General features: G+C 71.4%; 17 protein-coding genes and 1 pseudogene. 7 read left to right on the top strand and 11 right to left on the bottom strand.

Going from position 1 to position 21,881, the window contains the following annotated elements:
- Window positions 1-16: 16 nt before the first annotated feature.
- Complete coding sequence (locus ACIBO8_RS04770; RefSeq protein ID WP_396113705.1) at window positions 17-1,432, bottom strand: PhoH family protein; 1,416 nt, start codon at window positions 1,430-1,432, stop codon at window positions 17-19.
- Window positions 1,433-1,661: 229 nt separating this feature from the next.
- On the opposite strand from ACIBO8_RS04770, the gene otsB reads away from it, so the two are divergent.
- Window positions 1,662-2,534, top strand: a complete 873-nt coding sequence (gene otsB, locus ACIBO8_RS04765) for a trehalose-phosphatase (RefSeq protein WP_396113704.1) — start codon at window positions 1,662-1,664, stop codon at window positions 2,532-2,534.
- 16 nt (window positions 2,535-2,550) lie between these two features.
- Here the strand turns inward: otsB and ACIBO8_RS04760 are convergent, their stop codons facing one another.
- The 4 genes from ACIBO8_RS04760 to ACIBO8_RS04745 form a co-directional block, all read right to left on the bottom strand.
- Window positions 2,551-3,321, bottom strand: a complete 771-nt coding sequence (locus ACIBO8_RS04760; RefSeq protein ID WP_396113703.1) for an isoprenyl transferase — start codon at window positions 3,319-3,321, stop codon at window positions 2,551-2,553.
- A gap of 31 nt (window positions 3,322-3,352) precedes the next feature.
- The gene (locus ACIBO8_RS04755) at window positions 3,353-4,492 is read right to left on the bottom strand and encodes an NAD(P)/FAD-dependent oxidoreductase (RefSeq protein WP_396113702.1); all 1,140 of its coding nucleotides are present in this window, start codon (window positions 4,490-4,492) and stop codon (window positions 3,353-3,355) included.
- Entirely contained in the window at window positions 4,489-5,310 is an 822-nt protein-coding gene (locus ACIBO8_RS04750) for a hypothetical protein (protein WP_396113895.1), read from the bottom strand. The genes ACIBO8_RS04755 and ACIBO8_RS04750 overlap by 4 nt, the downstream gene beginning before the upstream one ends.
- Window positions 5,311-5,392: 82 nt before the next feature.
- The gene (locus ACIBO8_RS04745; protein WP_396113701.1) at window positions 5,393-7,198 is read right to left on the bottom strand and encodes a phosphoenolpyruvate carboxykinase (GTP); all 1,806 of its coding nucleotides are present in this window, start codon (window positions 7,196-7,198) and stop codon (window positions 5,393-5,395) included.
- A 290-nt stretch (window positions 7,199-7,488) separates the two neighbouring features.
- On the opposite strand from ACIBO8_RS04745, the gene ACIBO8_RS04740 reads away from it, so the two are divergent.
- The 3 genes from ACIBO8_RS04740 to ACIBO8_RS04730 all read left to right on the top strand — a co-directional run bounded on the left by ACIBO8_RS04740 (window position 7,489) and on the right by ACIBO8_RS04730 (window position 9,498).
- Window positions 7,489-8,253 (top strand): sigma-70 family RNA polymerase sigma factor, encoded by a 765-nt coding sequence (locus ACIBO8_RS04740; RefSeq protein ID WP_396113700.1) that lies wholly within the window; start codon window positions 7,489-7,491, stop codon window positions 8,251-8,253.
- Entirely contained in the window at window positions 8,234-8,872 is a 639-nt protein-coding gene (locus ACIBO8_RS04735; RefSeq protein ID WP_396113698.1) for a GtrA family protein, read from the top strand. Before ACIBO8_RS04740 ends, ACIBO8_RS04735 begins: the two co-directional genes overlap by 20 nt.
- Window positions 8,873-8,934: 62 nt before the next feature.
- Window positions 8,935-9,498 carry a GtrA family protein gene (locus ACIBO8_RS04730; RefSeq protein ID WP_396113697.1) on the top strand — a complete coding sequence of 188 codons (564 nt, stop codon included), beginning with the start codon at window positions 8,935-8,937 and terminating at the stop codon, window positions 9,496-9,498.
- Here the strand turns inward: ACIBO8_RS04730 and ACIBO8_RS04725 are convergent.
- The 3 genes from ACIBO8_RS04725 to ACIBO8_RS04715 are packed head-to-tail and all read right to left on the bottom strand — an operon-like array spanning window position 9,425 to window position 12,460.
- On the bottom strand, window positions 9,425-10,033 hold the full coding sequence (locus tag ACIBO8_RS04725) for a PH domain-containing protein (protein WP_396113696.1): 609 nt from the start codon (window positions 10,031-10,033) through the stop codon (window positions 9,425-9,427). The genes ACIBO8_RS04730 and ACIBO8_RS04725 overlap by 74 nt on opposite strands.
- A 4-nt stretch (window positions 10,034-10,037) precedes the next feature.
- Window positions 10,038-10,892 (bottom strand): biotin--[acetyl-CoA-carboxylase] ligase, encoded by an 855-nt coding sequence (locus ACIBO8_RS04720; protein ID WP_396113695.1) that lies wholly within the window; start codon window positions 10,890-10,892, stop codon window positions 10,038-10,040.
- Window positions 10,893-10,936: 44 nt separating this feature from the next.
- Complete coding sequence (locus tag ACIBO8_RS04715) at window positions 10,937-12,460, bottom strand: hypothetical protein (RefSeq protein ID WP_396113694.1); 1,524 nt, start codon at window positions 12,458-12,460, stop codon at window positions 10,937-10,939.
- Between the two features lie 906 nt (window positions 12,461-13,366).
- Between ACIBO8_RS04715 and ACIBO8_RS04710 the strand changes: the two genes are divergently transcribed.
- The gene (locus ACIBO8_RS04710; RefSeq protein ID WP_396113693.1) at window positions 13,367-14,950 is read left to right on the top strand and encodes an acyl-CoA carboxylase subunit beta; all 1,584 of its coding nucleotides are present in this window, start codon (window positions 13,367-13,369) and stop codon (window positions 14,948-14,950) included.
- A 160-nt stretch (window positions 14,951-15,110) separates the two neighbouring features.
- On the opposite strand, the gene ACIBO8_RS04705 is transcribed toward ACIBO8_RS04710, so the two are convergent.
- From ACIBO8_RS04705 to ACIBO8_RS04695, 3 genes and pseudogenes are all read right to left on the bottom strand, one after another.
- Window positions 15,111-15,761, bottom strand: a complete 651-nt coding sequence (locus ACIBO8_RS04705) for a M50 family metallopeptidase (protein ID WP_396113692.1) — start codon at window positions 15,759-15,761, stop codon at window positions 15,111-15,113.
- Window positions 15,762-15,846: 85 nt separating this feature from the next.
- Complete coding sequence (locus ACIBO8_RS04700) at window positions 15,847-16,587, bottom strand: M50 family metallopeptidase (protein ID WP_396113691.1); 741 nt, start codon at window positions 16,585-16,587, stop codon at window positions 15,847-15,849.
- Window positions 16,588-19,545: 2,958 nt separating this feature from the next.
- Window positions 19,546-20,937, bottom strand: a pseudogene (locus tag ACIBO8_RS04695) (protein kinase); the annotation flags it as partial.
- 101 nt (window positions 20,938-21,038) lie between these two features.
- Here ACIBO8_RS04695 and ACIBO8_RS04690 point away from each other — a divergent pair.
- Together ACIBO8_RS04690 and ACIBO8_RS04685 are read left to right on the top strand one after the other, a co-directional pair.
- On the top strand, window positions 21,039-21,236 hold the full coding sequence (locus ACIBO8_RS04690; protein ID WP_396113690.1) for an acyl-CoA carboxylase subunit epsilon: 198 nt from the start codon (window positions 21,039-21,041) through the stop codon (window positions 21,234-21,236).
- A 277-nt stretch (window positions 21,237-21,513) separates the two neighbouring features.
- A complete protein-coding gene (locus tag ACIBO8_RS04685; protein WP_396113689.1) occupies window positions 21,514-21,780 on the top strand; it encodes a hypothetical protein in 267 nt (88 codons plus the stop codon).
- Window positions 21,781-21,881: the final 101 nt, after the last annotated feature.

Below are 21,881 nucleotides of genomic sequence, written 5' to 3'. Positions count from 1 at the left end.
TCACGATGACGCAGCGTCAGAGTGGAATTTCCTCCAGGAGATCGGTGACGACCTCTGCGATCGGGGACCTTTCCGACCTCGTCAGAGTGACATGGGCGAAGATCGGGTGACCCTTCAACGCCTCGATCACGGCCGTCACGCCGTCGTGGCGCCCCACCCGCAGGTTGTCGCGCTGGGCGACGTCGTGGGTGAGCACCACCCGCGACCCCTGACCGATCCGGGACAGCACCGTCAGCAGCACGTTGCGTTCGAGCGACTGCGCTTCGTCGACGATCACGAAGGCGTCGTGCAGGCTCCGGCCCCGGATGTGGGTCAAGGGCAGCACCTCGAGCATCCCGCGGGCCAGGACCTCCTCCATGACGTTGGCGTGCACTACCGCGCCGAGCGTGTCGAACACCGCCTGCGCCCAGGGCGACATCTTCTCCGACTCGCTGCCCGGCAGATAACCCAGCTCCTGGCCGCCGACCGCGTACAGCGGGCGGAAGACGACGACCTTCTTGTGGCGGTTGCGCTCCATCGTCGCCTCGAGGCCCGCGCACAGCGCCAGCGCCGACTTGCCGGTGCCGGCCCGTCCGCCGAGCGACACGATGCCGATGGACTCGTCGAGCAGGATGTCCAGCGCCACCCGCTGCTCGGCCGAGCGGCCGCGCAGGCCGAACGCCTCCCGGTCGCCGCGGACCAGCTTCACCGTCTTGTCCGGATTGACCCGGGCCAGCGCCGAGCCACGGGACGAGTGGACCACCAGGCCGGTGTGGCAGGGCAGGTTCTCCGTCTCCTCCAGCTCGAGCTCGTCACCGGCGTACAGGCGGTTGACGACCTCGTCGTCCAGCTTCAGGTCCGACATACCGGTCCACGTCGGGTCGCTGGCCTGGCCGTGCAGGTACTCGTCCGCCGTGAGACCCACCGAGGCCGCCTTGACCCGCAGCGGCATGTCCTTGCTGACCAGCGTGACGTCCCGGCCCTCGGCGGTGAGCCCCAGCGCCACGGACAGGATCCGGGTGTCGTTGGAGTCGTTGCGGAAGCCCTGCGGCAGCACGCTCTGATCGGCGTGGTTGAGCTCCACGCGCAGCGTGCCGCCCTCGTCGTTGCAGAGCACCGGATGGTCCAGCCGCCCGTGCTTGATCCGCAGCTCGTCGAGCATGCGCAGGGCCTGGCGGGCGAACCAGCCGAGCTCGGGATGGTGCCGCTTGCCCTCCAGCTCGGAGATCACCACGAGGGGGATGATCACTTCGTGGTCGGTGAACCGGCGGAAAGCCGCCGGATCGGACAGCAGGACCGAGGTGTCCAGTACGAAGACCCGGCCGGCTGGGGCGGGCTCCGCGTCCGCGTGCCGATCCCGGGACGCACGGCGTCCCGTGGAGGCGCGACTGCTGGAGACTTTGGCGGCCGGGTCGGTGTGTACGGCCCCGGCGTCACTACGGCGAGATGTCACAGGCCTGCTCCAGCGGGCGTGCAACCCGGTCCGCCCGCGGTCCGCCACGTCCGGCGCCCGTCTCTAGCACGGGGTCGGGATGCTGGCCCCGTGGCGTACTCCGTCGCAGGTCCGGGCCGGCCGGTTGGCTCGGGAAAACCCCTTGCCATACCTAAAAGCTAGCGGTCAAGAGCCACTTGCGGTAGTACCCGCGAGTTACGCCAATTCCGGTCCGATTCGCCGGAGTGCAATGAGCCGAGTGGCCTGTACGCTGGAAATCGTGCCTGAGACACCGCTTAGTCCTGAGCCATCCCAAGGCAGGGCGCGCCCCACGCACCCCTTGAGCGTCGCGGAGGCCTGGCAGTTCACCGCCTCGCGCGCCAAGGAGACCACCTTCTTCTTCGACTTCGACGGCGTGCTGTCCCCCGTCACGGACGACCCGGACGCCTCGCAGCCGGTCGCCTCCGTCCTCGGGGTCCTCGAGCAGCTCGCCGCCAAGGTGGCCCGCGTGGCGATCGTGTCGGCCCGGCCGGTGAGCTTCCTGCGCTCGCGCTTCGAGTCGCTCGAGCACGTCGACCTCTACGGCCTGTACGGCCTGGAGGTCTGGCACGACGGCGACGTCGTGACCGAGCCCGCCGCCCTGCCCTGGGTGCCCGCCATGGCCGACCTGGCCGCGCGCGCCAAGGTCGAGCTGCCCGAAGCCATCCTGGTCGAGTACAAGCGGCTCTCCGTCGCCCTGCACTACCGCACGGCGCCGCAGCTCGCCGCCGAGGTCGAGCGCTGGGGCCACGAGCAGGCCGAGCGCCTCGGCCTGCGGGTCCAGGGCGGCCGCATGGTGGTGGAGCTGAAGCCGCCGGTCGACCAGGACAAGGGCATGGTGATCAGCGAAGGCGTCCTCAACGCCGGCTGCGCCTGGTATTTCGGCGACGACATGTCCGACATCAAGGCCTTCGACGCGCTGCGCGCCCGCGAGGCCGTGGACCCGGAGTTCTTCGGCATGTGCGTCGCCGTGGCCAACCCGGAGACCGGCGCCGACGTCTCCAGCGCGGCGGACCTCACGCTCGAGTCCCCCGAGGCCGTCGCCGGCTTCCTGGCCGAGGCGCTACCGGCCTTCCACCGCTAGCGTCTGTTCGGGCCGGTCAAGCGCCGTAGCGGCGCTGGCGGCCGGCGTACGAGCGGAGTGCCCGCAGGAAGTCGGTCCGGCGGAAGTCGGGCCAGTTGGCGTCGTGGAAGTAGAACTCCGAGTGCGCCGACTGCCACAGCAGGAACCCCGACAGCCGCTGCTCCCCGCTCGTGCGGATGACCAGGTCGGGATCCGGCTGCCCGCGGGTGTAGAGGTGCTCGGCGATGTGCTCCACGTCGAGGATCTCGGCGAGCTCCTCGAGGGTGCGCCCGGCCGCCGCGTGCTCGTGCAGCAGGGAGCGGACCGCGTCGGTGATCTCGCGGCGACCGCCGTACCCGACTGCCATGTTGACCTCGACGCCGCCGGAGCGGTTGCGCGTCTTCTCCTGGGCCGCCTTGAGGGTGGTCGCCGTGGTGGCCGGCAGCAGGTCGAGCGCGCCGACGATGCGCAGGCGCCACGGATTGCCGTCCTCGGCGAGTTCGGTGGCGAGGTCCTCGATGATTTTGACGAGCGGGTCCAGCTCGGCGGCGGGACGCTGCAGGTTGTCGGTCGCCAGCAGGTAGAGCGTGACGTGCTTGATGCCCGCCTGGTCGCACCAGCCGAGCAGCTCCTTGATGCGCACCGCACCGACCCGATGGCCGTCGTTGGGGTCGACGTAGCCCATCTCGCGGGCCCAGCGGCGGTTGCCGTCGCACATGACCCCGACGTGCTGCGGCACCGGCTTGCCGGCCAGCTTGCCGGCGAGCCGTCGCTCGTACACCGAGTAGACCAGGGACCGGATACTCATCACGCCCAGCCTATCGAGACGCCGCCCCGGCTCAAGGGGGTGGCGCGGCGAAAGGGAGCAACTCGGCCCCGATGCGTCCGATCGTGCGAAGATCGAAAACCCCGTCAGCGAGGCCCAGATCCACCATGCGGTGGAAAACCGCCCGGTCGCGACGGGCGGCGCGGACCGCGGCGTCGACCACCCTGGGCCGGCGGGTGAGCAGCGTGGCGAAGCCGGAGTGGCGCAAGTGCCGTCCCAGCCGGGCTCGCAGCGCCCGGGTGTAGCGCGGCCCGGCCCGCTCGGGTCCCTCGGCGGCCGCCGCGCCGGCCAGCGCGCCGGAGAGCACGGCGTAGAAGATGCCCTCGCCGGTGAACGGATTGATCAGCGACAACGCGTCGCCGGCCAGCAGCACCGGGCCGCGCGCCGGTGCCGGACGGCGGGTGGACAACGGCAGGTGGTGCGCCCGCAGGCCGGTCGCCTCGGTGCCGGGCAGGAGATCCGTCAAGCGCTGCAACAGGTACGCCTTCGTGAGCGGCGCCCCGCGCAGCACCTCGCCGTACCCGACGTTGGCGGTGCCGTCGCCCAGAGGGAACGACCAGGCGTACGCGGGCCAGCGCGCGCTCGTGGTGCGGATGAGCTGCTCGTCGCCGGACGCGGGGGCGTACCCGCGGATGGCGATGGCGAGGTGACCCTGCGGGTTGACGGGATGGCCGAGGGCCCGCCGCACCACCGAGCCCGCGCCGTCGGCGCCGATCAGCACCCGGGCCGCCAGCCGGTCGTCGAGGAGTACGCCGCCGGCGGCGTACCGGATCGAGCGGACCGTGTGCCGGCGCAGCGTGGCGCCGGCGCGGACGGCCGCCTCGACCAGCCGGGCGTCGAAGACCTTGCGCGGCACGGTGTGCGCCGGGCGGGGCAGCGGCCGGGCGACCTCGGTGCCGCCCGGCGCCACCAGCCGCAGGCTTCGCACGGGCGGGTAGCCGTCGGTCACGCCGGTCACCCCGAGCCCGGCGAGGACCTCGAGCGTCTCGGCGGCGATGCCGTCGCCGCACGGCTTGTCGCGGGGGAACTCCGCTCGGTCGAGCAGGACGACCGAGGCGCCGGCGCGGCAGGCCGCGAGGGCGGCGGCGGCTCCGGCAGGCCCGGCACCGACGATCGCGACGTCGTACGTCGGGGTTGCGCTGTCGTCGCTCACGCCGCGGCCGCGACGGGAGCGGGCATCCGCGCCACCCGCCACAGCGAGTAGCAGACGAGCACGGCCGCGGCCACCAGCGGGGCGCCGTCGCGGATCAGCCCGTCCGTCCCCAGCAGCAGGTAGCAGAGCGGCAGGTCGACGACCAGCACACCGACCGTGACCCAGAGCAGCAGTGTCGGCGCCCAGCGCTTGTGGCGCAGCAGGAAGAAGGTGCTCAGCATGACCGCGTAGCTCGTGGCGAAGCCGGCCGCGAACCAGAAGACCACGGCGAGGATCCACTCGGGCCGGCGACCCAGCTCGGCCACCGAGATCAGCGCCGGGACCAGCATCAGCGGGCTGTAGGTGAAGGCGGCGACCCGGGCGGTGATCGCCCACGCGGTCAGGGGCGGGCGCTTCGGCACCGCCTCGCGCACCTCGATGCCCTCGCGGGTGAGCACGATCTTCTTCGGGTGCCGGACCAGGTGCCCCTGCACGGCCGGGTGCCGGTAGAGCAGCACCACGACGGTGAGGCAGAGGGCGGTCAGCACCGCGAACCCGATCACGCCGGGGGCGGGTGGGGTGCCGGTGCGCGGCACGACGAGGCGGCCGACCGCGAAGACGGTGGTGACGGCCAGGATCAGGCCGATGGGCCGGGCCGCGGCACGACCCCGGCGCACGTGCCAGATCAGGATCAACCAGCCGACGGTACGCAGGAGCGCCCAGCCGGTGCGGACCGCGAGCCCGAAACCGTGCTCGGGCGCGTACCAGTAATTGAGGAGCTCGACCCCGGCGGTGGCCGCGGCCGTCGCGACCAGCAGCCAGCGCAGGGCGTGGACCATGCGCGGCGGGCCGTAGTCGATGGTCACGGATGCGAAGGTACCCAGGCCGCGCCCGCCTCGAACGCGAGGCGGGCGCGGGGCGTCACGCGGCGTTGAGGCGGGACTTGAGCGCGTCCAGCTCCGACCAGAGCACGGCCGGCAGCTTGTCGCCGAACTTGGCGAACCACTCCTCGACCTGCGGGATCTCGGCCAGCCACTCGTCCTTGTCCACCGCCAGGACCGCCTCGAGGTCGGCCTTGTCGAGCTCCAGACCGGTCAGGTCCAGCGCGTCCGCGGTCGGCACGTGCCCGATCGGCGTCTCGACGGCGTCCGCCTTGCCGTCCAGGCGCTCGACGACCCACTTGAGCACGCGGGAGTTCTCGCCGAAGCCGGGCCACAGGAACCGGCCGTCGTCGCCGCGGCGGAACCAGTTGACGTAGAAGACCTTCGGCAGCTTCTCCGCGTCACCGGAGGCGGCCTTGCCCATCTCGATCCAGTGGTTGAAGTAGTCGCCGGCGTGGTAGCCGATGAACGGCAGCATCGCCATCGGGTCCCGGCGCACGACGCCGACCTGCCCGACCGCCGCGGCGGTGGTCTCCGACGACAGGGTCGCGCCGAAGTAGACACCGTGCACCCAGTCGCGGGCCTCGGTCACCAGCGGCACGGTCGTCTTGCGGCGGCCGCCGAAGAGGATCGCGTCGATCGGTACGCCGCGCGGGTCGTCGTACTCGGGCGCAAGGATCGGGCACTGGTTGATGGGCGTGCAGAACCGGCTGTTCGGGTGGCTGGACGGGGCCTCCGAGTCGGGCGTCCAGTCGTTGCCCTTCCAGTCGATGAGGTGCGCGGGCGGCTCGCCCATGCCCTCCCACCAGATGTCACCGTCGTCGGTGAGCGCGACGTTGGTGAAGACCGAGTTGCCGCGCGCGAGCGTACGCATGGCGTTCGGGTTGGTGTGCTGGTCGGTGCCCGGCGCGACGCCGAACAGGCCGTACTCGGGGTTTGTGGCCCAGAGGCGGCCGTCCTCGCCGAAACGCATCCAGGCGATGTCGTCGCCGACGGTCTCGACCTTCCAGCCGGGGAGCGTGGGCTCCAGCATGGCGAGGTTGGTCTTGCCGCAGGCCGACGGGAACGCGCCGGCGATGTAGCGGACCTGGCCCTCGGGCGAGGTCAGCTTCATGATCAGCATGTGCTCGGCGAGCCAGCCCTCGTCGCGGGCCGCGACGCTGGCGATGCGCAGGGCGAAGCACTTCTTGCCGAGCAGCGAGTTGCCGCCGTAGCCCGAGCCGAACGACCAGATCTCGCGCGTCTCCGGGAAGTGCGAGATGTACTTGGTCTCGTTGCAGGGCCAGGCGACGTCCTCCTGCCCCGGCTCGAGCGGCGCACCGACCGAGTGCAGGGCCGGCACGAAGTCGGCCTCGGCGCCCATGGCCTCGAGCACCTTGGTGCCCATCCGGGTCATGATCTTCATGGACGCCACGACGTACGCACTGTCGGTCAGCTCGACACCGAACATCGGGTTCGGCGCGTCGAGCGGGCCCATGCAGAACGGGACGACGTACATGGTGCGGCCGCGCATGCAGCCGCGGTAGAGCTCCGTCATCGTCGCCTTCATCTCGGCGGGCGCCATCCAGTTGTTGGTGGGCCCGGCGTCGGCGGGATCGGCGGAGCAGATGAAGGTGCGTTCCTCGACCCGGGCGACATCCCCGGGATCGGTACGCGCCCAGAACGAGTTCGGCCGGCGCTCAGGATTGAGGCGGACGAGGGAGCCGGCGTCGACGAGCCCGTCGGTGAGCCGGGTCCACTCCTCGTCGGAGCCGTCGCACCAGACCACCCGATCGGGAGTGGTGAGGGCGGCGACCTCCTCGACCCAGCGCAGGAGGCGGGTGTGGGAGGTGGGGGGTACAGACATGTGAATCCCTTCGGTCGGCACTGACCTGTGACGAGGCAGGCCGGCGGTCCGGCCTTCATCACGGGAGTCACGTCAGCCTAAGCCGAGTGAACGTTCAGTTCATCGGGGAAACCTGTGGACAACCGCACAATCCTCAGAGTTTGTGCGCGATCACGATTGATCCTTCGCCAGAAGGAGCACGTGTGCGCAGAGAGCGCTCCCTCGGACCCTCAGCTTCCCCAAAAAGGACAAAAGTCATAAGCTTGTCCAGAATCGGGCTTTCCTCCCACTCCCGGCTTCAGGAGGCAGGAATGGCGATCCCGGCAGGCGAGGCCGACGCCGACACGGAGTTGCTGGCGGCCGTACGGGCCGGCGACACCGGCGCATACGGCGTGCTCTACGAACGGCACCGCTCCGCGGCCAGGGCCCTCGCCCACGGACTCGTCACCGACCACGCCGAGGCCGACGACCTGGTCGCCGAGACCTTCGCCAAGGTGTTCGCAACCCTCCGGGCGGGGCGCGGACCCCTCGTGGCCTTCCGGGCGTACCTGTACACGACCCTGCGGCACGTCTGCTACCACCGGGCACGCCGGGACCGGCGGCTGGAGTTCACCGACGACCTGACCCGCTACGACGAGGGCGAGCCGTTCCTCGACCCGGCGCTGGACCGGATGGAGCGCACCTTCGCCGCCCAGGCGTTCCGGGCCCTCCCCGACCGCTGGCGTGACGTGCTGTGGCGTACGGAGGTGGAAGGAGCCAGCCCCGCCGAGGTCGCCCCGCAGCTCGGACTCACGCCCAACGCGGTCGCCGTACTCGCCCACCGCGCCCGCGAGGGGCTGCGCCGCCTGTACCTCCAGCAGCACGTCGCCGTCGCCGACCCGCCCGAGTGCCGCTGGGCCGGGGAACGGCTGGGCGGCCATGTCCGCGGGAGGCTGGCACCGCGGGAGGCCGCCCGCCTGCGTACCCATCTGTCCTGGTGCGGCGACTGCCGGACCCGGCTGGCCGAGGTGACCGAAATCAACCAGGGCCATTACCGACCGTACCGGCAGCGGGATCATGCAGGCCCGCAACGTTAAGAGTCGCTCACGAAAACAGCGGGGCGTGACCTCCGCCGGTACTCTCGGATCCGTGCCTGCTGCCGATCTCCTGCCCGCCCTGCGGGCACGCTTCGGAGCAGTGGTGCGCGAGTTGGGCAAATTCGGCACCGTCGGCGGCATCGCCTTCGCCATCGACTTCGTCATCTTCAACGTGCTGCTGCAGAGCGGCGCGGAATCCCTGCTCGCCAAGACCATCTCCACCGTCGTGGCCACCACCGTGGCCTTCGCCGGCAACCGGTTCTGGACCTGGCGGCACCGCGAGCACCGCAACATGGCACACCAGTACACGATGTTCTTCCTGCTGAACGGGGTCGGCCTGTGCATCGGGCTCGCCTGCCTCGCGATCAGCCACTACGGGCTCGGCTCGGTCTGGCCCGAGTTCCAGAGCCCGCTCGCGGACAACATCTCCGGCCAGCTCGTCGGCACCGCCGTGGGCACGCTCTTCCGCTTCTGGTCGTACCGCCGTTTCGTGTTCGGCGAGCCCACGATCCCCGATCCGGCGCCCCCGGCAGCCCCGGAGACCCCGGTTCCACCCACGGGCACGACCGCACCGCAGTCCACCGAGCCGGCGGCACCACGAGCCGTCCCGCGGATGTGACGAGGGATTCAGCCCCCGGCTGCGTCCGTCGTCCCTCTCCCTTTCCCCTTTAAGGTTGTCGAATGCCTTCAGCCCGCCCGCTGACGGAACGTCTGCGCCACCTGGCCCCCGAGGCCATGGCGTTCGGTGTTATCGGCGCAGCGAACACTCTGCTCTACATGGCGATCACCTGGGCCCTGCTGCCCATCGGCGCCGTCAAGGCGAGTGTCGTCGCCACCGTCGTCACGACCACGCTGGCCTACATCGCCAACCGCTACTGGACCTACCGGCACCACACCCGCACGGCGCTGCGCCGCGAATACACGCTGTTCTTCGGGTTCAACCTCGCCGGCATGGTGATCCAGTCGGGCGCGCTGACCATCGGCAAGTACGGCTTCGGCCTCACCGAGGAGAAGGACGCCGTCCTGTTCATGGGCGTCACCCTGCTCGGCATCGTGATCGCGACGATCTTCCGCTTCTGGGCGTACCGGACCTTCGTGTTCCTCAAGCCGCCGGTCGACGGCCACGAAGCGGCGATCGCCGAGCTGGACGTCGCCGCCGGCCTCGCCGAGCTCAGCGCCGAGGCGGAGGGCCGCTTGGACGAGGAGATCGCCAAGGAGATCGACGCCCAGCGCCGCGCTGTCTAGCCGGCGGCGGCTCCGGCTCCGGCTCGTCCTCCTCGTCGTCCGGCCGCAACTCCCGGTCGGTCTCGATGAGCTGGTAGAGGGTGGTCTGCACCTGCTGCACGTGCGGCACCGAAGCCATGACCGCGGACTGCTCCCCGACCGAGTCGACCGTGAGCGTGCCGCACCCCAGCAGCCGCTCGACCAGCGACTGGCGGGTGACGTGATCGTTGACCCGGTTCAACGGCAGATCCCGCCGCTCCCGGGCGACGACGCCGTCCTGCAACAGGATCCGCTCGTCGGTGAACACGTAGTGGGTGCTGCGCCACACCAGCAGCGGCCACACCCCCCGGGTCACACCGACGAACAGCGCCACCGCACCGACCACGCAGACACCGATGAGGCCGCCCGTGGTCGGCGGAAGCATCACCCACACCAGGATCACCGCGGCCAGGGCGGCCAGCAGAACCAGGATCGGGCGTACGGCCGCCTTCGCGTGCGGGTGCAGGTGGAGGACGACCTCCTCCTCGTCGGTCAGGACGTCGTCCGGAAAAGCCACGGGCTCAGCGTACGTGCAGCACGTCACCCGCGGAGACGCGACGCTCGGCGCCGTCCGCCGTACGGATCACCAACTGCCCGTCACCATCCACGCTGGTCGCCGCGCCGGTGAGCGCACCACCCTCGGGCAGCAGCACCCGGACATCACGCCCGAGCGTGGCACACCCCCGCCGGTACGCCCCCAGCAGCCCGCACAGCTCGGCGTCGCCGCCGGTCTCCCGCCAGCCGCCGTACCACCGGGCGAAGCCCCGCAACAGCGCGCGCAGCAGCGGATCGCGATCGGTGACCTCCGCGCCGGCGACCCGCAGCGACGTCGCGGGCAACCCGGTGGTCTCGGGCAACTCCTCGGCCCGGGTGCTGACGTTCAGGCCGATCCCCACCACCACGGCGTCACCGGCGACCTCGGCGAGGATGCCGGCCGCCTTGCCCTCCCCCACCAGCAGGTCATTGGGCCACTTCAAAGATGCGTCGATCTCGGCGACGCGTTGCACGGCCTCCGCGAGCGCGACCCCGGCCAGCAACGGCAGCCACCCCCACGTCCGCTGCGGCGCGGGATTCCAGCCCCGATCGGCGTCGGCCACCCCGGGACGCAGCAGCACACTCAGCGTGAGACCGGCCCGCGGCGGGGACACCCACTGCCGGTCCCGGCGGCCCCGGCCGGCAACCTGCTGCTCAGCCACGATGACGAGCCCCTCGGCGGCGCCGTCACGGGCGGCCTGAGAGACGTCGGCGTTGGTGGAGCCGGTCTCGCCGACGACGTCGACCCGGTGCCACATCCCGCCGGGGACGACGAGGGCCCGCTGCAGGGCCCGCGCCGAGAGGGGCGGGCGGTCGAGGTTCGTGTACGGCGAGGAGGCCATCGGGTCAGCCTAGCCTCGGGGGTGCGACCGGCTCGATGTGCCGGTCAGCTCGGTTCGGCGGCGTGCTTGCTCACGTAGACGGTGCTGCGGGGCTCCGGCTGGCCCGCGTTCGGGCGTGGCCGAGGCCGGGGACGGGGCCGCGCCGGTGCCGCCTCGATCGCCGGGATGTGCTGTGTCGGGTCTCCGCCCCCGCCGCGACGGCGCCGCACCGGGATGGAGGAACGCCGGTAGCGCCGCGACTCCTGGTCGTCCGCGGTGCTGCGCGACCAGGCCAGATCCGGCAGCGCGGCGTCGGGCAGGTCCGGGACGGTCCAGATCGGGCCCTCGGCGCTCTCCGGCCGTCCGGCGTAACCGGTCCCCTGCGCCGACTCCGGGCCCGGCTTGTCGGAGTTCGGGACGGGCACGATGTCGGCGTCCCGGCGGCTGCGGTACGGCGCGTCGGGCTCTTCCGGCACGCTGTTCGCGTCGTCCGCCGCCCAGTCCTCGGCGGCGGCCTGCTCCAGCCGCCGGCGCCGCGGGGGGAACTCGCCGCGTGCGTCGTCGCCGGACCATGCGCGCGGGACACCGATCCGGTCGTCCGGGCGCGCCGGTGGCCACTGTGGGACCACCGCGGTCGGCTCGGATTCCACTTCCGGGACCGGGTCGAAGCCCGACGACGGCGGGTACGGCGGGGCGGCCGGGATCCGCTCCACGGGCACCGGCCAGCCGTACCCCGCGTCGGGAACGGGCGTCCAGTAGTCACCGGAGGCCGGTGCGTCGCGGTACTGCGGGCGTACCCAGCCCTCGACCCGGTCGCCGTAGCGGCGCTCGGACAGGTGCCGGCGTACCGGAGGGTCCGCCTCGAAGGGGTCGACCTCGTAGCCGCCCACCGCGAAGGGGTCGAGGGCTGCCGGGAAGCTGCCGGAGGCGTCGGTGTCCTGCACGGCCTCGAAGTCGCCGGAGAGCTCCGGGTCCTCGAGGTCGCCCTGCTCCCGTCCCACCGGAACGGCAGCGAACGGAAGATCCGCGAGCCGTACGTCCTCCTCGGCGAGCCAGTCGGCGTCGGCCGGCTCAAAGCCGTCGTCGCCGGGCGTCTCGCGTGCACCGGGCTCGAACACGTCCTCGGCGGCCAGCCCGAGCGCGGCGAGACCGTACGGCTCCCGGTCGTCGGAGTGTCCGTCCAGGTCGTCCTCGTCGTCGCCCTGCCGGTCGAGCTCGGGGGTGACGTCCAGGTCAGGCGTGGCGTCCAGGTTCACCAGGCGTACGTCCGTGGGCCCGGCGGTGGGAGCGGCGGGTGTGCTGTCCGCCTCCTCGGCGGCCGGACGCGACTTCCGCAGGCCGAACGTCGTGCGTCGGCCGCCGCGGTTCTCGTCGCCGACCGGCTCGTCCGTGAGGCGACCGGCGGCTGGCGGCTCGAGTGCGTCGGGCGTCGTCGCCGGCTCGGACCGTTCGGCAACCGCCTCACTCGCCGCGGACTCGGTGACGGGCGAGATCGGCCAGAAGCGGCGGGAGCTGCGAGGCCCCGGCACCGGCACGGCGTCCCGCTCGGCCTCGACCGACCGACCAGCACCCTCTGCCCCGACCGACAAACCGGCACGTTCCATCTCGGCCGTGGCGGATCGCCGCCCGCCCGTGACGCCGTCGCCCTCCGCGCGGGACGGACGACGCCGATCCTCAGGACCGTCCTGTCCGCCCGGCCGGCCGCCCGGCGGCCGACCACCCGACTGCCGCCCGGCCGATGCCTGTCCCGCCGGCACCTGTCCGGCCGACGACCGCCCCGCCGGCGCCTGTCCCGCCGGCACCTGTCCAGCCGACGACCGCCCCGCCGGCGCCTGTTTCGCCGGCACCTGTCCCGCCTGCGACCGTTCCGCCGACGACCGTTCCGCCGATCCGTCCCGGCCACCGGACCGCGGACCCGGGCCACCGTCCTCGCCGGCACCCCGCGATCGCCGTCCGCTGCCGGCACTCACGGATGCCCCAGCACCGTCACGCTCCAGATCAGCGACGGAACGACGTCCGGCCCCCACATCCGCCCGCGAGTCCGCAGCCGAATGCTGCGCAGCGCCGGCCCCGTCCGGGCCGGCCGCAGCCGAGCGGCCCCGGCGTCGTCCGGGAACACCGCTGCGCCGTTCGCGCTTGCCCGTAGCGGCGGCGCCGTGGGTTCGCACTGGCCCGTTGGTTCCGCGGTTGCCGGCGAAGAGCGCCTTGCGGAACACGATGAGCGTGGCGATGCCACCGACGATCAACAGCACGCCGACGGGGGTCATCCATGTCGTCACGGGGGATGTAACGAATGGTGCATTAGGAACGAAACGATCCCGGCTCGACGCTGCCGGAGCGCACCGCCGCGCGCTCCTCGATACGATCTCCAGCGGCACGGGCGCAAGGCCGGCCACGTACACGAGGTCGCGCAGCGCGGGCGGCGCAAACAGCGAGCGAGCGCGGGACAACGCGCCCACGGCAACAGCCGTACGGGTGCGGCAAGTGGAGGCACAGTGACGACCCAGCAGGACGTGGAGTCCGACATCCGCACCACGGCCGGCAAGCTCGCCGACCTGGCACGCCGGACCGATGAGGCGGTGCACGCCGGCTCGGCGCGAGCCGTGGAGAAGCAGCATGCGCGCGGCAAGAAGACCGCCCGCGAACGCATCGAGATGCTGCTCGACCCGGGTTCGTTCGTGGAGCTGGACGAACTCGCCCGGCACCGCTCGACAAACTTCGGCCTGGACAAGAACCGGCCGTACGGCGACGGCGTCGTCACGGGCCACGGCACCATCGACGGCCGGCAGGTCTGCGTCTTCTCCCAGGACTTCACCGTCTTCGGCGGCTCGCTGGGCGAGGTCTTCGGCGAGAAGATCGTCAAGGTGCTGGACCTGGCCATGAAGATCGGCTGCCCGATCATCGGCATCAACGACTCCGGCGGCGCGCGGATCCAGGAGGGCGTGGTCGCGCTCGGCCTCTACGCCGACATCTTCTTCCGCAACGTACGGGCGAGCGGCGTCATCCCGCAGATCTCACTGATCATGGGCCCGTGCGCGGGCGGTGCCGTGTACTCCCCCGCGATCACCGACTTCACCGTCATGGTCGACCAGACGTCGCACATGTTCATCACCGGACCGGACGTCATCCGTACGGTGACCGGCGAGGACGTCGGCATGGAGGAGCTGGGCGGCGCCCGTACGCACAACACCCGCAGCGGCAACGCGCACTACCTGGCGGCCGACGAGGACGACGCGATGGACTACGTGCGCGCCCTGCTGTCGTACCTGCCGAGCAACAACCTGGACGAGCCGACGGCGTTCGACGCCCCCGCGGAACTGACGCCGGGCGACGCCGACCTGGCCCTCGACACGCTGATCCCGGACTCGGCGAACCAGCCCTACGACATCCACCACGTGATCGAGGCGGTCGTCGAGGACTTCCTCGAGGTCCAGCCCCTGTACGCGCAGAACATCGTGGTCGGCTTCGGCCGGGTGGAGGGGCGCCCGGTGGGCGTCGTCGCCAACCAGCCCATGCATTTCGCGGGCACCCTGGACATCGCCGCGTCGGAGAAGGCCGCGCGCTTCGTCCGTACCTGTGACGCCTTCAACATCCCGGTGGTCACGTTCGTCGACGTGCCGGGCTTCCTGCCCGGCACCGGCCAGGAGTGGGACGGCATCATCCGCCGGGGGGCCAAGCTCATCTACGCGTACGCCGAAGCCACGGTCCCCAAGGTCACGGTGATCACGCGCAAGGCGTACGGGGGCGCGTACGACGTCATGGGCTCGAAGCACCTCGGCGCCGACATGAACTTCGCCTGGCCCACGGCGCAGATCGCGGTGATGGGCGCCCAGGGAGCGGTGAACATCCTCTACCGCGGCGAGCTGGCGGCGGCCGAGGACCCGACCGCGCTGCGCGCCGAGCTGATCAGCGAGTACGAGGACACGCTGGCCAACCCGTACATCGCGGCGGAACGCGGCTACGTGGACGCGGTCATCGCGCCCTCGCAGACGCGGATCCAGGTCACCCGCGCCCTGCGCACCCTGCGCACCAAGCGCGAGACGCTCCCCCCGAAGAAGCACGGCAACATCCCGCTCTAGGGGGTGTCTCGCGGATCATGGCGTCGCCGAGACGGAGTCCAGGTTTCGTCTCGTAAGTGGGCCGGGCGGCCGGATACCGGGGTTGTATCGGGCCGTTCGGACCGCGCAGCGAGGCGGAAGCTGGGCCCGTCGCAGGCCGTCATGATCCGCGAGCCACCCCCTAATGGCGGAGCAGGAGCGCCCCGCCGTAGACGAGGGCGCCCAGCGACGCCAGCCAGAAGACGAACAGCCAGACCACGTCGCCGATGAGGGTGTGCTTCTCCAGCAGGCCCGCATCGGTGGCGGGGTCCGTCCGCATGGCCCAGAAGAGCTCCGGCACCTGCCGCACACCCCCCATGAGCAGGAACCAGACCCATACGTACGCGAAAGCCAGCTGCACCGCCTCCGCCGACCGCATGGCGACCACCCACAGGATGGCGCCGACGACGAGGATGACGAAGACGCCGAAGAGGTTCCGGACCATGATCAGCACCCCGGCGAGGAACACCAGGCTCAGGAACAGCACGGACCGCGGGTCGGCGTCGTGCACGAGCAGCTGCACCCCGGCGAAGCCGAAGATCGACGGCCCGAGGTAGCCGGCGAGCAGCGACACGAACTTCGAGACCCAGTTCTCCTTGCCGGGCACCATCTCCCCGGCGCCGCCGTGAAAGATCTTGACGTGCTTGACGGCCGAGCCGAAGAGCCACCCGAACACCGCATGGCCGCCCTCGTGAGCGATGGTGATCGCATTGGTGGTGTATCGCCACAGGGGTACCGCACCGACGAACGCCACGACCCCCGTGCTCCACGCCATTCCCAGCCCAGCAGCCATGCCGCCGAACCTACCGACCTCGAGAGTGGCGTGCATCACACTGTCACCGATCGGCTACTTCACCCGGCGCCGGACGCGGGTCCCGCTAGGTCGCGGCGCTCAGCTCCGGCAGCCACTGGCCGGCGAGCATGAACCCGCCGATCACCAGGGCGGCCACGTCGACGGCGAGGAAGACCCCCACCCAGAACAGCGCCGGTACGTGCGAGAGCCCGGCCAGCTGGTCGGCGTCCGAGTCGGGCATCCGGCCCCGGCTGCGGAGCTTCTGCAGCTCGAAGACCGGCCGCACGCCCCCGATGAGCAGGAACCACACCCCGACGTACGCGAAAGCCGCCTGCACCTGCGGAGACGCGTACCAGGAAACAGCGAAGACGATCGCCCCGGTGACCACCACGGAGACCGCACCGAAGACGTTCCTGATGTTGATCAGCATGAGCAGCAGCAACCCGACGGCGAGCCACAGCAGCAGCGTGATCCGGTTTCCGCCCAGCAGCCAAGCACCGCCCAGCCCGATCAACGACGGCGCGATGTAGCCGGCGAGCAGCGTGAACATCATGCCGGGCCCGGTCGGCCGCCCGGCGGACAGCGTCAGCCCGGACGTGTCGAACTCCAGCCGGATCCCGCGTAGCTTGCGACCGGTCAGCAGCGCGACCAGGGCGTGCCCGCCCTCGTGCGCGATGGTGATCGCGTTCCGGGCGATCCGCCACAGCGGCCGGAACCCCACCACCAGCGCCGCGATCACCGCAGTGACCAGGACGAGGAAGCCGGGCGGGTCGGGCTGAGCGCTGAACAGCGCCTCCCACAGGTCAGTCACCGAGTCGATCGACACAGCCCGGCAGCGTAGCCGATCACCGCTCCCCGAGGTTCGAGGACGGCGCCCGCGCGCCCATCCTCACGACAGCGGCTTGAACCCGTCGTAGATCACCTGCAGATCCTTCTTCGCCGCATCCCAGTCCTCCGGCGACGTGTACCAGTTGATGCTGTACGCCTGCTTCGGCCCGGTAAGGAAGTTCCGCTTCACCGCGTGCTGCCGATTACCACTCGACGTGGTGTACAGGAATTCCCAGTCCACGGCCTTCTGGAAATAGTCGACCGGCACCATGCGAATACGCTCGTAATCCCGGTACTTCCCACCGGACCGAGTCGCCTCCTGATCCTTCCAGTCGGCCATCGGATCGGGCGCCGGCTGATCGGTCTGTGCGAGCAACAACAGCCGGTTGTCCCACCGAAACTGGATCTCATCCCCATTCGACGCGTCGATCGAGGCCCCCTCGGGCACCGGCACGGAGAACCCGGTCCGCGCGTCCCCGTACATCCGCCACCCCTTCGGCAGCGCCGCACCAGCGGCAGCGGAACTGGCCGGCGCGCTGGGCGCCGGCGCCGCGCTGGTCTGCTGCTTCGGAGGCGGCGCAGCGGCCGTCGACTGCTGCGGCTTCGCGGCGCTCGTCGCCGGCGCCACCCCGGCCTGACGGCCCCGGCCAGCAGCCGCATCATCCCCGCCGCCCGCGAACGCCAGGGGAATCACCAGCCCGAGAAGCAACAGTACGGCGGCCAGCAAGGCAAACCCGATCACGGTCTGCCGCCGGGTGAGCGTGACCCCGAAAACGGTGAGCCCCCGCCGCCCACCGGTCGGAGTGCGGAAATCCATCGGCTGCCATGCGGGGCGGTTCGCAGGAGCAAGCCCGGGACCGGACGAAGCACCGACCCCCTGCCCGGGAGAGCCGATGACCCGGGTGCGCGCCGGAGAGTCCGCGGCCTGCGCAGCAGCAAGCCTGCGAGCGCGCCGAGGAGGCATGTACGGCTCCGCGACGACAGTGGCGTCAGCGTTCGAGGCACCGGCCGACGCAGCGGCAGAGCCGCTGGTCGCCGGGCTTTTCGCTGCGACGCCGCCGGATCTGGTGCCGGCGGCCTTGCTCGCGCCGCTCTTGTCGCCGGCGTCGTTGCTCGTGCTGCCCTTTTCGCCGGCGTCATTGCTCGTGCTGCCCTTTTCGCCGGCGTCCTTGCTCGTGCTCGCCTCTTCGCCGGCGTCGTTGCTGACCTTGTTTTCGCCGGCCGTGACGCCGCCGGCGTTCGGGACGCCGCTCTTCGCGGTGCTTTTGTTCGCGAGGCCGCTGGTTGCGCCGCCGGTCTTTGCGCCCGCGTCGTCGTTCACGCCGCTCTTAGCTGCGCCGTCGCTCTTCGCGGTGCCTTCGCTCACCCCGCGACTCGTGGCGGCGCCTGCGTTGGGGGCGCCGCTCTTCGCCGTGCCCGCGTGGGGGCCACCGCTCTTCGCCGTGCCTGCGTGGGGGCCACCGCTCTTCGCGGTGCCCTCGCTCGCGCCGCCGCTCTTCGCGGTGCCGGCGTCGGGGCCGCCGCTCTTCGCGGTGCCCTCGCTCGCGCCGCCGCTCATCGCGGTGCCGGCGTCGGGGCCGCCGCTCTTCGCGGTGCCCTCGCTCGCGCCGCCGCTCTTCGCGGTGCCGGCGTCGGGGCCGCCGCTCTTCGCACTGCCGCTGCCCTTGGCGCCGCCGCTCTCCACACGGCTGCTTTCAGCACTGCCGCTCTCTGCGCTGCCTTCGGAGTCGGCCTCGGTGAGCTCAGCTCCGGCTCCCGCGCTGCCCAGCGGGGAGCTTCCGCCGCCCTTCGCCGACTGCTTGGTGGCCGCCGATCCGTCGGCGGCGACTGTGGACGCCGACCCAGCGGCAGACTCGCTCGCAGCCGACTTGCCACCACCCGGAACCGACTTATCGGAGGAATCACCCGAAGCCGGCTTATCGGTAGCCGACCCGCCCGTTACCAGCTCGTCCGCGGCCTGCTGATCCACTGACGTGTCGGAGGCTGAGGTGTCCCCGCTGAGCTTGCCCTCGGCCGTCTTGTCCCCGGCCGCCCTGTCCCCAGCCAGGCTGGTAACCGCGGCGGCGGTCGCAGCTTTGGCAGCCTTCGCAGCGGCGGTGGCCGCCTGCCGACCGCGGCCCTTCTTGCGGGCAGCCTTGGTCGAACCGGCACCGGCCCGGGCACCCACGGCCGGCTTGGCAACCTGACCGGTCGTGCCGGTGTCGGACGAGTCAGCCGTAGCCGAATCCGCACCGCCGGACTTCGCGTTACCGGAGGACGTTTCGCCTTGGGCGTTATCGCTCGCGTCCCGCTTACCGTCCTGCGGAGCCGGGTCCTCAACGGAGCTCGGAGCCTCGGAAACCGCCAGGTCTTCAACGGCGGTCGAACGCGCCCCGACCGACGACGCCGGGGCCGAGGCCTCCTCGACCGACGTGCTGGTCGTGTCGCTCTCCGACTGGACGGCCGAGCCCGAAGCCACCTCCGACTGCGCGGCCGCCCCCGTGGCCACCTCAGACTGCGCGCCCGACGCCGGAGCCACGTCAGACTGTGCACCCGACGCCGTAGCCTTCCCCGACTGCGTACCCGATGCCGTAGCCGCCGGCTTCGCGGTCGACGCTGAAGCCGAATCCTCCCGAGCGGCCGGCACCGACGGCGGCTCCGGCCGAGTGACCGGCGCGGATGCCGCTTCCGGCTGCGCGGCCGGCGTTGCGGCTGCACCCGGCTGCGTGGCCGGCTCCGCCTCGGTGACCTTGGCGGAAATCCGCGTCGTCGCGGCCGGGGCGGGCTCCGGCTTTGCGGTCGACGGTTCGGCTGTCGTCGCCGGTGCGGCTTGCGGTGGGGTGATGGTGGTAGGGGTTTGGGCGGCCCGGTGGCGGCGGGCTGCTGCGACTTCTTCGACCGTGAACGACCCCAGGGCGGAGCCCGCGCCGCGCATCGTCGCGTCCAGGGCGGGGGGTGCTTCCGCTCCTGTTTCCGCTCCTGGGGGCGGCGGGTTTGCTGTGCCCGTACGGGAAAGGCTTTCTCGGACCGGAGGAGGGCCCACCTGGGTCTGGTCGAGGGCGGGGCTCTTGGGGTCGATGCGCGTCGGAGCGTCGGCCGGACGCGGCGAGCGACCCACCGTGGCCTTGCCCGGGGTGAAGATGGGCGCACGGCCGGTAGGCGCGCCGCTCTGCGGAGCGGCGGGATCGATCGGCGGGCGCGCCGGAGCCGTCGGAGGGGTGGCGGACGCGCGGGCGGACGTCACCGGTGAGCGGCCCGCTGGAGTGACGCCGGCGTGCCCGGGAGTCACCGGCGGCGTGGCCCGGCCCGGGGTGGCGCCCGTGCGGCCCGGAGTGACCGGTGGTGTCGCCGCGGCCGCCCGGCCCGGGATCGTCGGCGGCGGCGTGCTGGCACGACCCGGGGCGATCGGCGGGCGACCGGACGTGATGGGCGGGCGAGGACCGGGAACGACCGGCGCGCTGGCCGACACGCCCGGCACGACCGGCGGGCGCTCTCGGCCGACGCCGGGACGGCGCATCGTCGGGCTCATCGGGAAGCTCAGCTTCGACCGCCGGCCGGTGGCGCGCAGCAGCAACCGCTCGGCCTCGTCGGCGTTGATCCGGTGCGCGGGGTCCTTGCGCAGCAGACCGTTGAGGACCGGCTTGAGCGGACCGGCGTTGCGGGCCGGCGGCGGGTTCTCGGTCGCGAGCGCGGCCAGCGTGGCGATCGCGGACGGGCGCGCGAACGGGGACGCCCCCTCCACCGCGGCATAGAGCGTCGCTCCCAGCGACCACAGATCGGCGCCAGGTCCCGCTGTGCCGTCCCGGGCACGCTCCGGAGCGATGTACGCAGGAGAGCCCAGCACCAGCCCGGTCCGGGTCACGTTCGGGTCGCCGGGCACAGTGGCCAGGCCGAAGTCGGTGAGCACGACCCGGCCGTCCTCGCCGATCAGCACGTTGCCGGGCTTGACGTCCCGATGCACGACCCCGGCACGATGAGCGGCACGCAGGGCACCGAGCACGCCTAGGCCGATCTCGGCCGCGCGCACCGGGCTGAAGGGCCCGTCGCTCGCGAGAATGTCCTGCAAGGAGCGCGAGGGCACGTACTCCATGACGATCCACGGATCGGCGTCGGTCCGCAGCACGTCGAAGACGCGCACCACATTGATGTTGTTGAGCCGCGCGATCGCCCGAGCCTCCCGCAGCGACCGCTCCCGCATCTCCTGACGCTCGTCCGGCGTCAGCCCAGGAGGAGGAACCAGCTCCTTGATGGCGACATCACGATGCAGGACGACATCGGTCGCCCGCCAGACACGACCCATCCCGCCCTGACCGAGCGGCGCGACGAGCCGGTAGCGGTCAGCGACAACGAGCGGGGGGGAAGTAGACATCACGCAGAAAATACCCGGTCATGTCGAGCCGCAGCGAATCGATCAGCCGAGTGTGGGACGCGTGTCACCGAGTACCGGCGGGTAGACCGTACGCTTGATCAATGGATGAGGAACCCCTGGTCAGCGTGGTGCGCGGCGTACCGACCCCAGAAGAGCTGGCCGCCCTGGTAGGAGCATTGATCAGCACATCAACCGGTACGGATCCAGCCGGCTCACGCCCCTCGAGGGACGCGTGGCTCCGCAGCGCCCGCCCGACCGCCGGTCACGGCTCATGGAGAGAGTCGGGCCTGCCCCGCTGAACCGCCCGCGGAGATAGACCGTGTTCAGTACGGCGACTGTCCACAGCTGTGGGTACGGGGTCGAAACACGGGCGGTCACCGACTAGTCTCGCGGGAGATTTCGCAGTCTCGGGGGAGGGCACAAGCAGTGCAGGACAACGGGCCAGAATCGACGTTCACTGCCGGCTTTACGTCGATCGAGACGGACATCCACGCCATGGAGGACTTCGCAGCCGCCTTGGCCAAGGAAGTGCAGTCCGGTTATGAGCCACACCTGCAGCAAGTAGTCACAGCCATGATGACGGAGTTACCGGCGGGTAGTCCGGACTTCCCTGAGCTGCGCGGCTTCCTCCAACACCACTACGACGTGCAGCTCCAGACCTTCTCCAACACGTTCAACTTCCGCGACGGCACCCACCAGTTCGCCACGGTGGCTCAGTCGATCAGCGAGGAGTACGCGAACAGCGACGCGTACGCACGCGCCAAGGTCAAGGACGTCAACGACGGCTTCGAGGCCGCCAACAACCCCCTTGCCGACGAGACCGGAGAGAAGGAATCCCTCTGATGTTGGACGCGGGCGGCGGTGGCGGGTACGGCGGCACGGACTGGAACTCGAAGGACGTCCGAGCCATGTGGGCGGCGATCGCCAACCAGGAGACGGACTCG

The sequence above is a fragment of the Actinoplanes sp. NPDC049681 genome (assembly GCF_044465265.1).
Lineage (GTDB): Bacteria > Actinomycetota > Actinomycetes > Mycobacteriales > Micromonosporaceae > Actinoplanes.
The sequence above is the reverse complement of the archived record's forward strand: the minus strand, read 5'-3'. Positions and strand labels throughout refer to the sequence as shown.